General features: G+C 69.1%; 10 protein-coding genes. 5 read left to right on the forward strand and 5 right to left on the reverse strand.

Annotated features, from left to right (window positions below; translation table 11 throughout):
* Positions 1-2,040 (forward strand): calcium-binding protein (locus tag TSO352_RS01015; protein ID WP_146210682.1); only part of this gene is annotated, 2,040 nt, incomplete at its 5' end.
* 173 nt (positions 2,041-2,213) lie between these two features.
* Here the strand turns inward: TSO352_RS01015 and TSO352_RS01020 are convergent.
* From TSO352_RS01020 to gmd, 3 genes are all read right to left on the reverse strand, one after another.
* The gene (locus TSO352_RS01020) at positions 2,214-2,657 is read right to left on the reverse strand and encodes a hypothetical protein (protein WP_109105547.1); all 444 of its coding nucleotides are present in this window, start codon (positions 2,655-2,657) and stop codon (positions 2,214-2,216) included.
* Positions 2,658-2,744: 87 nt separating this feature from the next.
* Positions 2,745-3,740 (reverse strand): GDP-mannose 4,6-dehydratase, encoded by a 996-nt coding sequence (locus TSO352_RS01025; protein ID WP_109105548.1) that lies wholly within the window; start codon positions 3,738-3,740, stop codon positions 2,745-2,747.
* Between the two features lie 37 nt (positions 3,741-3,777).
* Entirely contained in the window at positions 3,778-4,860 is a 1,083-nt protein-coding gene (gmd, locus tag TSO352_RS01030) for a GDP-mannose 4,6-dehydratase (protein ID WP_109105549.1), read from the reverse strand.
* Positions 4,861-5,134: 274 nt separating this feature from the next.
* Between gmd and TSO352_RS01035 the strand changes: the two genes are divergently transcribed.
* From TSO352_RS01035 to TSO352_RS01045, 3 genes are read left to right on the forward strand one after another with little or no spacing between them, the layout of a single operon-like run.
* On the forward strand, positions 5,135-7,069 hold the full coding sequence (locus tag TSO352_RS01035) for a tetratricopeptide repeat protein (RefSeq protein WP_109105550.1): 1,935 nt from the start codon (positions 5,135-5,137) through the stop codon (positions 7,067-7,069).
* Positions 7,070-7,123: 54 nt separating this feature from the next.
* Positions 7,124-7,882: a class I SAM-dependent methyltransferase gene (locus tag TSO352_RS01040; protein WP_109105551.1), complete on the forward strand. Its 759-nt coding sequence runs from the start codon at positions 7,124-7,126 to the stop codon at positions 7,880-7,882.
* Entirely contained in the window at positions 7,875-8,810 is a 936-nt protein-coding gene (locus tag TSO352_RS01045; protein ID WP_109105552.1) for a class I SAM-dependent methyltransferase, read from the forward strand. Before TSO352_RS01040 ends, TSO352_RS01045 begins: the two co-directional genes overlap by 8 nt.
* Positions 8,811-8,839: 29 nt before the next feature.
* Here TSO352_RS01045 and TSO352_RS01050 read toward each other — a convergent pair whose 3' ends face one another.
* On the reverse strand, positions 8,840-9,970 hold the full coding sequence (locus TSO352_RS01050; RefSeq protein WP_109105553.1) for a glycosyltransferase family 4 protein: 1,131 nt from the start codon (positions 9,968-9,970) through the stop codon (positions 8,840-8,842).
* Between the two features lie 305 nt (positions 9,971-10,275).
* Here TSO352_RS01050 and TSO352_RS01055 point away from each other — a divergent pair, with 305 nt between their 5' ends.
* Positions 10,276-12,093, forward strand: coding sequence for a tetratricopeptide repeat protein (locus TSO352_RS01055; protein ID WP_109105554.1), 1,818 nt, complete (start codon positions 10,276-10,278; stop codon positions 12,091-12,093).
* Between the two features lie 142 nt (positions 12,094-12,235).
* On the opposite strand, the gene TSO352_RS01060 is transcribed toward TSO352_RS01055, so the two are convergent.
* Entirely contained in the window at positions 12,236-13,417 is a 1,182-nt protein-coding gene (locus tag TSO352_RS01060) for a glycosyltransferase family 4 protein (protein ID WP_109105555.1), read from the reverse strand.
* Positions 13,418-13,599 lie beyond the last annotated feature (182 nt).

Genomic DNA, 13,599 nt, shown 5'->3' on the forward strand with positions numbered 1-13,599 from the left:
GGCACCGACGTCGTCACGCTGGGTTCGGCCGGCAACACGGTGCTGCTGCGCGGCATCGAGACGCTGACCGGCACGGCCGGCACCGACGTCATCACGCTCGGCAACACGGCCAACTCGCTCCTCGTCAGCGGCCTTGAGACGTTGATCGGTGGCGTGGCTTCCGACATCGTCACGCTGGGCACGTCGGGCAACACCCTCCTGGTGTCGGCCCTGGAGACGATCACCGGCGGTGCGGGCACCGACGTCGTCACCATCGGCTCGGTTGGCGGCACGATCCTCGCCATCGGCATCGAGACGCTGATCGGCGGCACCGGCCTTGAGGTGATCTTCACCGGTTCCGCCGGTGCGACCCTCACCGTGGCGGGTGCGGACTTCGTGGTCGGCAACACCGGCACCGACGTCCTGACCCTGGGTTCGGCCGGCAACACCACCACGATCCGCGGCATCGAGACGCTGATCGGCGGTGCGGGGTCCGACCTGGTGATCCTGGGCGACACCGGCAACACGATGAGCCTGGACATCGGCATCGAAACGCTGGTTGGCGGTTCGGCGACCGACGTCCTGTCGATCGGCACGGCCGGCGCCACCCTGCTGACCCGTGCGATCGAAACCCTGATCGGTTCGACCGGCACCGACGTGATCACGCTCGGCGACACGCCGAACACGATCACGGTGACCGGCATCGACACCCTGACCGGCGGTGCCAACACCGACGTCGTCTTCACCGGTTCGGCCGGCGTGACGATGACGGCCTCGGGCGTCGAGTTCCTGGTCGGCGGCAGCGGCACCGACATCGTGACCCTGGGTTCGGCTGGCAACACCCTGTTCACCCGCGGCATCGACACCCTGTCGGGCGGCGCGGGCACCGATTGGGTGTTCCTGGGCGACACCGGCGTCACCATGGCGCTGGGCAGCGGCATCGAGCTGCTGATCGGTGGTGCGGCGACCGACGTCGTCAGCCTCGGCACCTCGGGCAGCACCCTGGTGACCCGTGCGGTCGAAACCCTGATCGGCTCGGCGGCCGGCACCGATGTGATCACGCTCGGCGATACGCCGAACACGATCACCGTGTCGGGTGTCGATACCCTGACCGGCGGCGCTTCCACCGACATCGTCTTCACCGGCGCGGCCGGCGTGACGATGCTGGCTTCGGGCGTCGAGTATCTGGTCGGCGGCACCGGTTCGGACGTCGTGACCCTGGGTGCGGCGGGCAACACCGTCATCACCCGTGGCATCGACACCATGACCGGTGGTGCGGGCAGCGACCTGGTGATCCTGGGCGACACCGGCGTCACCATGCGGGCCGAGAGCGGGATCGAGATCCTGGTCGGCGGTGCGGCCACCGACGTGGTCAGCCTCGGCGACGGCGGTTCGACGGTCCTGCTGCGCGGCATCGAGACGCTGTCGGGCGGCACCGGCAACGACGTGATCACCCTGGGTGACACCGGTGTGACCATGTCGGTCAGCGGCATCGAGACGCTGACGGGCGGCGCCGGCACCGACACGGTGTCGGTGACGAGCGGGTCGATCCGCTTCCTCGGCGGTTCGAACGACAGCCTCAGCCTGGCGTCGGGTGGCGGGACCGACACGGTCGTGTACTCGTCCTTCACCGACATCAGCGCTCTGGGGGCCAACACCGGGTTCATCTCGGTGACCAACTTCCAGACGGGCACCGACAAGGTGCAGCTGACCGGCACGGCCCGGACCACGGCGGACAAGAACGGCGACGCGGCTCTGACCACGGCGACCGCGGCGACCAACGGGGTGAACATCGCCGGCAACGAGCTGGTGAGCCTCTCCTCGGCGGTCAGCGGCAGCCTGACGGATGCCAACCTCGCCAACTTCCGCACGGCTCTGGGCACGCTGACCAACTCGTCGGCTGGTGCGAGCACCCTGGTTCTGGCCAACAACGGCACGAGCACGGGTCTCTACCAGGTGGTCGACACCAACGGCGACGGCCAGGTGGCCGCCTCCGAGGTGCGCCTGCTCGGCGTCTACAATGGCACGGTGCTCACGCTCTCCGACATCAACCTCGGCTGAGCCCAAGCATCTGGGTAAGAGGGAGGGGCGCCCGTCCGGGCGCCCCTTTCCTTTTGGTCCTGTCGTTTCCGCCGGCGCAAAGCGGTGGGAGCGCCGGCACGAAAAAAGGCGGCGGCCGGTTTCCCGGCCGCCGCCTTTTTTGTTCCGGCGCTGCGCGTGGGGTTGGGGAGGGATCAGTGCGCCGGCGGTGCCGACAGCCGGTCGGCCATCCGCAGGATGCCCTGGGCCAGCCGGACGATGGCGGGTGAGCCGATGAACAGCTCGCGCAACGCGCCCCCCTCGCCAAAGCGCAGCACGAAGCCATTCGGGTTGAAGATCACCGCGACCTTGGCGCTGTCTGAGAGGACATGCTGGGTGCGTCCCTGGAACACGGCGTCCAGGATCGACCGCGCCAGTTCGCGCGCGTCCTCGACGGCCAGGGAGGCTATCTCCGGTCCCAGGCGGCTTTCGTTGAACAGGTAGACGCCCTCCAGCCGCACGGCGTCGCTGTCCTGCCCGCCGGTGTCCGGCACGGCCCCTTCATGCAGAGCGATGTGGGAGAGGAATTTGCCGTCGGGGAACAGAACGGTGCGGTCGTCGACCTCGATGTTGATGACGAGCTTGCTCTTGGCCGACATGGGACGGGGCTTTCGGAAGGGCCGGGGTGATGGAACGGGGTGTCAGGCGGGATCGAGCCCGACAGCGATCCGGTGCGGCGAGGCGGCTCAGCCGGCGACCCGGAGCGCCATCTCGGCGTCAAGCAGTCCACCCACCACCTCGGCCATGCGCCGCTCGGCGCTCCAGCCCAGCAGACGCTTGGCCTTTTCGGGGTTGCCGACGCTGAGCAGGATGTCGGACGGGCGCAGCAGGGCCGTGTTGCTGCGGACATGCTGGCGCCAATCGAGGCCGAAATAGGCGAAGGCCTGCGCGACGAAGGCGTCCAGGCGGTGGGCTTCGCCGGTGGCGATGACGAAGTCCTCCGGCTCGTCATGGGCCAGCATGCGAGCCATGGCGTCAACATACTCCGGCGCCCAGCCCCAGTCGCGGGCGATGCTGAGGTCGCCCAACTCCAGGACCTCGGCCTTGCGCTCGGCGATGTCGGCGGCGCCGCGGATGATCTTCTGGGTGACGTAGCGGACCGGGCGCAGCGGCGATTCGTGGTTGAACAGGATGCCGGAGCAGGCGAACAGACCGTAGGCCTCACGGTAGTTGGCGACCGCCCAGAAGGCCGCGGCCTTGCCGACGCCGTAGGGGCTGCGCGGGTGGAAGGGCACCGCCTCGTCGGCCGGCGCGCTGGTGTTGCCGAAGCACTCGCTGGAGGACGCGTTGTAGAAGCGGGTGTCGAGGCCGAGGAAGCGGATCGCCTCCAGGATGTTGATGGTGCTGTTGATGGTGCTGTTGAGGGTCTCGACCGGCTGGTCGAAGGACAGCCCGACCGAGGCCTGGCTGGCGAGGTTGTAGATCTCGGCCGGGCGGACCCGGTTGATCACCTCGAGCACGCTGCGGAAGTCGGTTAGCCCGGCCGAGTGCAGGATCACCCGATCGACGATGCCGAGCCGCCGCAGGTTGGCGAAGCTCGACATCTCGCGGTCGCGCGAGGTGCCGTGAACGGTGCAGCCCTTGCCCAGCAGGTGCCGGGCAAGATAGGCACCATCCTGGCCCGACACGCCGAAGATCAGGGCGGTCTTTGCATGGCTTTTGGTCGTGCCGCCGATGTTCATGATGGGAGCCTCGCCGGCGCGGGTGGCGACAAGGGGTTTACCGGCGTTCGGTCCCTTCGGAGAGCAGGCGCAGGTCGGCCTCCATCATCTCCCGGACCAGGTCGCGGAAGGCGGTGGTGTGCTTCCAACCCAGCTTCGCGTGCGCCTTGCTGGGATCGCCCAGCAGCAGGTCGACCTCGGTCGGGCGGAAGTAACGGGGATCGATGCGGACCACGACCTTGCCGGTCTGCTGGCAGACCCCCTCCTCGTCCACGCCTTCGCCGCGCCACTCGATGCCGCGGCCGACATGGCCGAAGGCCAGCTCGACGAACTCGCGCACCGAATGGGTCTCGCCGGTGGCCAGCACGTAATCGTCCGCCTCGTCCTGCTGCAGGATGCGCCACATGCCCTCGACATAATCGCGCGCGTGGCCCCAGTCGCGCTTGGCGTCCAGGTTGCCGAGATACAGGCAGTCCTGCTGCCGGTTCTGGATGCTGGCGACGGCGCGGGTGATCTTGCGGGTGACGAAGGTCTCGCCGCGGGTCGGGCCCTCGTGGTTGAACAGGATGCCGTTGGAGGCGTGCATGCCATAGGCCTCGCGGTAGTTCACCGTGATCCAGTAGGCGTACAGCTTGGCGGCGGCGTAGGGGCTGCGCGGGTAAAACGGCGTGGTTTCGCGCTGCGGCGTCTCCTGCACCTTGCCGTACAGCTCGGAGGTGGAGGCCTGGTAGAAGCGGGCGGTCTTCTCCAGCCCCAGGATGCGGATCGCCTCCAGCAGGCGCAGCGTGCCGATGCCGTCGGCGTTGGCGGTGTATTCCGGCGTCTCGAAGCTCACATGAACGTGGCTCTGCGCCGCCAGATTGTAGATCTCGGTCGGCTGGATCTGCTGCACCAGCCGGATCAGGTTGGTTGAGTCGGTCAGGTCGCCGTAATGCATGAAGAAGTTGACGTCCTCCTCATGCGGGTCGCGGTAGAGGTGTTCCACCCGCCCCGTGTTGAAGGACGAGGACCGGCGCTTGACGCCATGGACGACATAGCCCTTCCCCAGCAGCAGCTCGGCAAGGTAGGCGCCATCCTGGCCCGTGGCACCGGTGATGAGGGCAACTTTGCGCAAAGGACCGACCCTTGATCTGTACGGCATTGATGATCGGGCACTATCCTCAAAGGTCCCCGGCAAGGCAAGGTTCTTGAGGTTTCGGTCCTAGAGAAGGCACGGGGGCTTCCGAGGTGGACGGTGGCGCACGAACGGAGTTGATGCGCCTATCCGGGGGGGATAGGGTGCGCGCCGAATGGGCCGACCGTTCCCTGCGGGATTCCCAGACCGCCGGGCCTTCCCGGTCGGGGCATGTCGACGGACCACGAGATCGGGGCCGGGGCCGGAACCAGGGGCCCGGCGCCGCACTGCACGGATCATCATGACCACGGTTGCCGAAGCATTGCAGATCGCCGTCGGGCTCCACCGCACCGACCGCCTCGACGAGGCGCGCGCGCTGTATCTGCGCATCCTGGAGGTCGACCCGCGCAACGCCGCCACCCTGCACCTGCTGGGGTTGGTCGAACGCCGGCACGGGCGCCGGGACAAGGCGCTGGAGCTGATCCGTGCCGCGCTGGAGATCGCGCCGGACATGGCCGACGCCTGCTGCAACCTCGGCAGCACGCTGTCGGACCTCGGCCGGGTCGACGCCGCCGCCGCCGCTCACCGCCGGGCGCTGGTCCTCGACCCCGCGCTGGAGGCCGCCCACAACGGCCTCGCCACCCTGCTGTGCAGCCGCGGCGGTCCACGCGACTGGGCGGCGGCGGCGGCCTCCTTCCGCCGTGTCCTGCGGCTGCAGCCGGACCGTCCCCATGTGTACCACGACCTCGGCATCGCCTTGCGCCAGGACGCGGCGGTCGAGGCGGCGTTGGGCAGCCAGCGGAACGCGCTGTCCCTGCGGCCGGACTTCGCCGCCGCGCACATGAACCTGGGCAACCTGCTGGTCGAACTTGGCCGGCTGGACGAGGCGCTGACCTGCTTCCGCCGCTCGCTCACGATCGAGCCGGAGCAGGGTGGCGCCCTCTACAACCAGGGCAACGCCCAACATGCCGCCGGCCTCGCCGATGCGGCGGTCGACAGCTATGCCCGGGCGGCGCGGGCCGGGGTCGCTCTGGCGCTCACCCGGCTGGCCGATGTCCTCACCGGGCTGGGTCGGCTGGCCGAGGCGGAGCAGGTGCTGCGGCTGGCGCTGACCAGTCCAGACAGCGACGTTCCCGGGGCCATCGACATGCTGTCGGCCCTGCTGGTGCGCCAGGGACGTTACGAGGAATCGCGGCGCTTCTTCGCCGACTACCGCTATCCCCACCTCGCCGATCCCAACGCCTTCCGCATCGAATGCCTGACCGCCATCGCCGAAAGCTGGCTGGCGGCCGGCGAGGTCGACCATGCGGTGGAGGTGCTGGCCAACGTGCACGGCCATGGCAGCCGCTTCTTCACCGTGAAGTCGATCGCCGGTCTGCAACAGACCCTGGCCCGGCAGGGGACGCGGCTGGAGCGGCCGGTCAACCCCGACCCGGGGCAGCCGCGCATCTGCTCCTCCACGCTGGCCACGCACGGGCGCTTTGCCCACAATGTGCTGGAATATGTGCTGCTGCGGCTCTACGCCGAGATGTTCGGTTATCGGATGGAGACGCCGGACTGGGTCGGCGGTCATTACTTCGATCTCGATGATCCCAAGCCCAGCGGCGGGCTGAAGCCGATGCATTTTGCCCGGCGCATCCTGAATGATCTGGTGACCGGGCGGCGCGACGACCCCAGGGCCGACGTCGACATCCTGTCGCCGCTGTTCCTGTTCGAGCATCGCGAGGAATGGCGCGAGCGGGTGCAGTCCTGGCTGCGGCCGCGCCCCGCATGGCTGCCGCGGCTCGACCCGGTGATGCAGGCGCTCAAACGCCGCGGCAACACGGTGGTGGCGCTGCACATCCGGCGCGGCGACTTCGTCTGGTTCCGCTACACCATCACCGAGACCTCCTGGTACGTCGACTGGCTGAGGGCGCTGTGGCCGACGCTGGACCGGCCGGTGCTCTACATCGCCACCGACGACCCGGCGACCATCGACGACTTCGCGGCCTTCGCGCCGGTCTCGCTCGGCGACCTTGCGCGGGACGGGCTGGTGGAGCCGTGGACGGGGCTGGAGTTTCTGCAGGATTTCCACGTGCTGATGAACGCCGACGTGCTGGGCGTCAGCGCCCAGAGCGGCTACAGCCAGTTGGCGGCGCTTCTGAACCGCAACGCCTGCCTGTTCGTCGAGCCGGATGCGGCGGCGCGGCAGATCAGGCCCTATTCCCCCTGGACGAGTCCGTCCGGCACCCCTTAAGACCACCACCATCACGACCAATACGACGCCCTCAGCGGGCGGGAGGGCAGCCCCATGGATCTCGCGACCAAGGAATTCTACGACGACTTCTGGCCTCGTTACGTGCCGATCTACGAGGAAACCAAGAAGTACATGCTGGAGACGCTGACGGAGCGCAGCATCGGCCGGGCGCTCGACGCCGGCTGCGGCCACGGCATCTGCTCCGTCATCCTGTCGGAAATGGCGGAACAGGTGGTGTCGGTCGATGTCTCCTCCGACAGCCTCGCCACCGCGCGCCAGCAGGCCCAGCGCTTCGGCCGCGAGAACATCGCGTTCCATCACCAGGACCTCCAGGAGCTGGACCGTGGCCTGGGGCCGTTCGATCTGGTCTGGTGCTGGGGCGTGGCGATGATGGCGCCCGACCCGATGAAGGTCATGCACAACCTGATGGCCGTCACCAAGCCGGGCGGCACCGTCTATCTCGGCCTCTACCTGAAGACCTGGCTATCGCCGGTGCATGAGGCGGTGCGCCATTTCTGCCGCGCCTACATGGACACGCCGGCCCGCCGCAAGCTGGTCGGCGGCTTCTTCACCGGCCTGACCAAGCTCGCCTGCGTCCTCAAGGGGCAGGAGATCAACCGCCGCGCCGACAACGTGTCGATCCAGGCCCAGGTCGAGGACTGGTACTACCCGCCCTACAAGACCTTCTATTCGATCGAGGAGATCGTCGCGCTGTTCGAGCGCAACGGCTTCAAGGCCGAGTGCATCCAGGACCGGCTGGGCCGCATGAAGAGCGCCACGATCTTCGTGATCCGGGCGACCAAGAATGGCTGAGGCGGCAGCGGGGCAGGAGCAGCCAGCCGACGCCCGCGACCGGGCTCCGCCCGATTGGGCGGAACTGGGCCGGCTGTTGTCCCGCGGCTACATCGACAGCGGCTTCATCGGCGGCGTCACCCGCGTGCCGGTGGAAGATGTCGTGCGCGACATGCTGTCGGAGGCGCGCGCCGACGAGCAGGTCGCCGAACTGCGGCGCTGCGCCGCGGCGGCCGGCGTCGATGCCGGCAAGGCTCGCATCCTGGAGGTCGGGTCGGGCTGCGGCATGACCGTGGTGCGCGGGCGCATGGCGCACGGGCTGGACATCCACGGCATCGAGCCCAGCATGGGCGAATACAGCTCGACGCTCGACGTCTGCCGCCGGCTGATGGAGCATTACGGCCTGCCGGTCGACGCGGTGCGCGACGCCACCGGCGAGGCGATCCCCTTCGCCGACGCCAGTTTCGACATCGTCTATTCCTCCAACGTGCTGGAGCATGTCGGCGACCCGGCCGCCGTGCTGGACGAGGCGCTGCGCGTGCTGAAGCCGGGCGGGCTGCTGCTGGTCGTGGTGCCCAACTACGGCTCCTGGTGGGAGGGGCATTACGGCATCCTGTGGCTGCCCGGCCTGTCGGCGCGGCTGGCCAAGCTGTATGTCCGGCTGTTCGGCCGCGACCCGGCCTACGTCGACACGCTCAACCTGATCGACCGCCAGTGGTTCGACCGCTGGCGCGCCCGCCATGGCGCGGGGCTGGAGGTGCTGGACTGGGGCTGGGACCTGTTCGAGACGCGGCTGCGCACGCTGGGATTCGGCGATTGGGCGGCGTTGTCGGTGGCCAAGCGCATTGTCACGCTGGTCCACCGCTCCGGCCTGTTGGAGCCGGCGATCTGGCTCGCGCGGCGCCTGCACTGGGAAACCCCGATCATCTTCGCGGCGCGCAAGCGCTGAGCGGAGGGTGAGACCCGCCGGCAGCACGATCAGCGGGCAGGGCTGTGCAGGCCGATCAAGGATTTCCACTCCAGCACCCGGTTCTCCCACCGGTAGTTGGCGGTGAACACGCGCCGCTGGTGCCGGAGCGCGGTGGCCAGACCATCGGCGCCGTCGCGCCAAGCCTTGATCTCGCGGACCAGAGCGGCGGTGAAGGCCTCCTCGAAGGCGGCCATGTCATCGCCATAGGGGATGATGGTCGCAAAGCCGGCCGTGCTCTCCGGCAGCGCGCCGCGGTCCGTGCACAGCAGGCTGCACCCGGCGGCGAGCGCCTCGATGGGGGCGATGCCCGAGGTTTCCTCGAAGCCGGTGGGGTAGGCGACGATGGCCGTGTTCAGCAGCCTGTCCGACAGGCGGGAGTGATGGAGCGGGCCGCGATACTCCGCGCCCTCGACATCCATGCCGCTGAGGAGGCGGTTGTAAGGGTCGTTCTCCTGCGAGACGCCGTAGATCGACTGCCCGGAATACACGGCCAGCGTCGCGGTCGGGCATTCGGACCGCACCCTTGGCCAAATCTTCAGCAGGGTTTCCAGACCGCGCGTCGGTGCCGAGACGTAGGCGACCTCCAGAGCCGCCCGCTTGGCGTCGAACAGGCCCGCCTCATCCCCGGTTTCCCGGATGACGAACGGGTTGCAAGCGTTTCGGATGACATGGCAGCGCTCCGGAGGGATGGTGTCCTTGAACAGCCTCATGAAGACCAACCTCTGCCATTCGCTGACGAAGACGATGCCGTCGGCGGAGCGCGCGTGATCGGTATCCAGATAATGAGCCAGGCAGTTCAGATCGTGGAACCGCACGTTGTGCTGAATGTGGACCCAGAGAAAGACAGGGGTGTTCTTGAGCACCGCCTTCACCGCGGTCACGTTGTCGGCGTTGTTGCTGATGATGACGGCGTCGAGGTCGGCCAAATCGGCGACCGACACTTGGCCGCAGTCAAGGATCCTGACACCGCTCCGGCGGATCCCGGTCTTGCCGGCGATCGCCAGAAGGACCTGATGATTCTCCGCGGCGAGGCAATCGCACAGATAGAGGACCGACGACGCGATGCCCCCCATCCCTTCCGTGTCTGAATACTCATCGCCCGCCTTCGTCAGCCGGGAGTCGATAACGAGGATCTTCATGGGTCGGAGGCCTTTCCGGAAGGGCGTGTCGCAACTCCCGCGTCGGATCGCGGATCAATGCTGTGCCGGTCGCTTTCTGCCGATCGCTTTTGCCACGACTCCGGGGTGTGCGGAAGAGCGGAGGCGCCCGGACGCTGCCGTCAGGGCGCCTCCGCTGGGGGGAGGGGCCTCAATTGACCGGTGGAACTGGCCCGTGCTATGCCGCCAACCGATGGGAAATCGGGCGGGAAGTCCGGTTTTCCCAGCCTTTCCGTCGCGTGCAGACGTCTCGCCCGCGGTGCCAACCCTTTTTTCAAGAACACGCCATGGCACAAGACACCACGCGCGCCATCGAGCATTACCGGGCTGGCCGCCGCGACGACGCCCTGGCCGAGGCCGAGGCGGTGCTGCAGGGCGCGCCCGATGATTGCCGCGCGCTGAATCTGGCCGGGGCCATCCTGTTCGAGCTTGGGCGCCTGGACGAGGCGCAGGACCGGTTGTCGCGGCTGGTGGCGCTCGATCCGCTGTTCGCTCAGGGCCGCATCAATCTGGGGGTGGTGCAGCAGATGCGCGGCGCCCCGGCCGAGGCGGTCGCCCAGCTCCGCGTCGCCGCCCTGCTGATGCCCGACCGGCTGGAGGTGCAGAGCCGGCTGGGCAGCCTTTTGCATGGTGTGGGCGACCATGACGCGGCGGGGCGCCACCTGGGCCGGGCCGCCCGGCTCGCCCCGGCCGACCCCGACCATCTGGTGCTGCTGGCGGTGTCGCTGCTGTCGAGCGGCGCCCACGCCGAAGCGATCGCGGCGCTGACCACCGTGCTGGCGCTGCGGCCCGACCATGGTGACGCCCGCAGCCATCTGGCCGCGGCCTGGCTGTCGCTCGGCCGGCCGGACCGGGCGGAGGCGGCGCTTCAGGCGCCCAGCACCGGAGTTCCGGAGGGGGACGCCGCGCACACGCTGGCCCGTGCCCAACTCTATCGGCGGATCGCCGGGGATGCCGCCGCTCCGCAGGTGCCGGACGGGCTGGTGGTCCGCGCGCCCTTCTCGGTGCTGTCGGGCTATGGCGACTTCGCCCAGCATTTCGTGCGCAGCCTGATGGAGCGCGGGACGACGCTGCGGCTGGTCGGGCTGAAGGCCGACGAGAGCTGGCGGCCAAGTTTCGGCGATCCGATCCTGCGGGCGGCGTCGGCCCGGCTGGGCGACCCGGTGCGGCCGCGGCTGGCGCTGAGCGTCCTCACCCCGCCGCTGGTCGAGCCGATCCCCGGCGTGCCGACGGTCAACTATACCATGTTCGAGGGGCCGCGCATCCCGGCGAGCTGGGTCGCCTGCAACCGGGCGCATGATCTGGTGATCGTGCCGACCGAGTCCTCGCGGCTGGCCTGGATCGCCTCCGGCCACCCGGAGGACCGCATCCGCGTCTGCCCGCCCGGCATCGCCCCCAACCCGGCCGACGCGGTGCCGGAGATGCCGGTGATCCCCGGCCCGCGCGGCCGGGCGGTGATGGACCACCGGGTGCGCGTCCTCAACATCTCCGACTTCATCGCGCGCAAGAACCTGGATGGGCTGTTGCGGGTCTGGCTGCGGGCCACCCGGGCCGACGACGACGCGATCCTGGTCCTGAAGGTGGGCAAGGGCGGTCGGACGCTGGCCCGCGACGTTGGCCGGCTGGTCGAGCAGAGTGCCCGCGCCACCGGCCGCCGGCTGGAGGAGGCCGCACCCATCGTCCTGCTCCCCCATCGCTACGACGAACGCAGCATCGCCGCCCTCTACGCCATGGCCACCCATTACCTCAGCCTCTCGCACGGCGAGGGTTGGGACCTGCCGATCACCCGGGCGGGCTGTCTGGGGGCTGGGCTGATCGCGCCCTGCCACAGCGCCTACACCACCTATCTGGACGACCGCGTCGCCCACCTGATCCCCTGTACCACCGGCCCGGCGCTGATGCCCTACAGCGATGTCCACTACCCGCCCTTCCACGGGCTGGACTGGTGGCATCCGGACGAGGACGCGGCGGCCGACATCCTGTCCCGCGTCATCCGCGACCCCGACGGTGAGCGACGCGACGCCGCCCGCCACCTGATGGACAACTTCACCTGGGACGCCGCGGCGCGCCGCCTGCTCGACGCGCTGGATGGGGTGGGGCGCTAATCTTCTCATCGAGGACGACGCGGTGGCCGTGCAGGGTCAGGTGCGGGCGGATGCCGTCGGTCCGCACGCTGCGCAGGCGGGGACAGCAGGACCAATCATGCCGGCACCGCTCCCTCTTCCGTCCCGGTGCCGGCTGGCCGCCTCATTGCGTGGCGTCGACGAAAGACTCCGCGAAGGCGCGCCAGGTCCGCTCGGTGCGGATGAAGGTCTTCGCGCGGGCGGCGCGGGCCTGGGCGGCGCTGCGGTCGGCGTGGAGGCGCTCCAGCGCCTCCACCAGCTCGTCGACCGAGGACTCGCCCCAGCCGAAGCGGCTGCCGTCGCGGTCGGCCACCGGCATCTGGTGATCGAGCGTCAGGCACAGATCGTCGCCCTGGGTCGGGCTCTTCAGCAGATCGCGGTGGCCGGTGTTGTTGGACAGCACCACCGGCACGCCGCAGGCCATCGCCTCCATGGCGACCAGGTTGGTGGCGCCCTCGCAGCGGTTGGGGAAGAGCGCGGCGTCGCAGTCGGCCAGCACCCCGGCGATCTGGTTGCGGCCGAGGAAGCCGAGGTCGAGGAAGCCCTCCTCGTCGGCGCCGTTCTCCAGCGCCCAGGTCTTCACGTCGACCATCCGGTTGGGCAGGATGCGCGGCGGCTTCGGCGCCAGCGGCGATTCCGCCATGGTCATGCCGACCTCCGGCCAGGCGTTCTGCCAGGCGGTGACCAGCAGCGCGTCGGGATGGCGTTGGCGGAAGCGCAGGAAGGCGGCCAGCACGATGTCCTGGCCCTTGCGGAACTCCAGCTTGCCGCCGGAGAAGACGACGAAGCGGTCGCCGAAGCGCCCACTGGGGGCGGCCTCCACCATCTCGGTCAGATCGATGCCCTGGAAGGCGAGGCCGACATTGTCGAAGCCCCAGATCTCCAGCAGCTGCTTGTTGTAGGTGGAATGCACGACGATGCGGTCGTACTGGCGGGCGCGGGCCATCACCTCGGGCGTGAAGCGGGTGTCCTCGTAGGCGATGACGCCGACGTTGCGGCGGCCGCGGAAGCGGGACGACGGGTCGCCGGCGGCGAAGCCGTTGCCGAGAGCGTGCAGCACGTCGAATTCCTTCAGCAGCAGCATGTGGCCCTTGGCGTTGTCCGCCATGGCGATGATCTGCTGGCAGGGGCCTTCCAGCGACTGGAGCTTGGCGCGGTTCTCCGGGCGCAGGGTCCCCATCAGCGGCCGTTCCAGCAGCAGGGGCGGCTTGCCCTGATCGGCGAGGTACAGCGCGGTGTGGACGCCCACCAGTCCCCAGCCGTGGACCTCGGTGAGCTGCCAAGTGAAAGCCAAGTTCGGAAGCATATCGAAAACCCTGTTCTGGCGGGCCGGTCCGACCGGGTGGCGGGCGCGGGTGGACGATCCCGCGCCGGTGGCCGGTTTGTCAAGTTGGGCCGCCGGCTTGTCACGCCGCTCCGCCGGCCCGGCCCGGCCGGGCGGAGCGGACTGGATTTGCCGAAACCCAGATGCTAGGACAGGACGGCTTT

Origin of the sequence: Azospirillum sp. TSO35-2, from assembly GCF_003116095.1 — a bacterium.
Classification (GTDB): domain Bacteria; phylum Pseudomonadota; class Alphaproteobacteria; order Azospirillales; family Azospirillaceae; genus Azospirillum.

Bases quoted from the DNA above. Each gene is read 5' to 3' on its own strand.
- TSO352_RS01020 (WP_109105547.1), bottom strand. From the start codon at position 2,657: ATGTCGGCCAAGAGCAAGCTCGTCATCAACATCGAGGTCGACGACCGC.
- TSO352_RS01025 (WP_109105548.1), bottom strand. From the start codon at position 3,740: ATGAACATCGGCGGCACGACCAAAAGCCATGCAAAGACCGCCCTGATC.
- gmd (WP_109105549.1), bottom strand. From the start codon at position 4,860: ATGCCGTACAGATCAAGGGTCGGTCCTTTGCGCAAAGTTGCCCTCATC.
- TSO352_RS01035 (WP_109105550.1), top strand. From the start codon at position 5,135: ATGACCACGGTTGCCGAAGCATTGCAGATCGCCGTCGGGCTCCACCGC.
- TSO352_RS01040 (WP_109105551.1), top strand. From the start codon at position 7,124: ATGGATCTCGCGACCAAGGAATTCTACGACGACTTCTGGCCTCGTTAC.
- TSO352_RS01045 (WP_109105552.1), top strand. From the start codon at position 7,875: ATGGCTGAGGCGGCAGCGGGGCAGGAGCAGCCAGCCGACGCCCGCGAC.
- TSO352_RS01050 (WP_109105553.1), bottom strand. From the start codon at position 9,970: ATGAAGATCCTCGTTATCGACTCCCGGCTGACGAAGGCGGGCGATGAG.
- TSO352_RS01055 (WP_109105554.1), top strand. From the start codon at position 10,276: ATGGCACAAGACACCACGCGCGCCATCGAGCATTACCGGGCTGGCCGC.
- TSO352_RS01060 (WP_109105555.1), bottom strand. From the start codon at position 13,417: ATGCTTCCGAACTTGGCTTTCACTTGGCAGCTCACCGAGGTCCACGGC.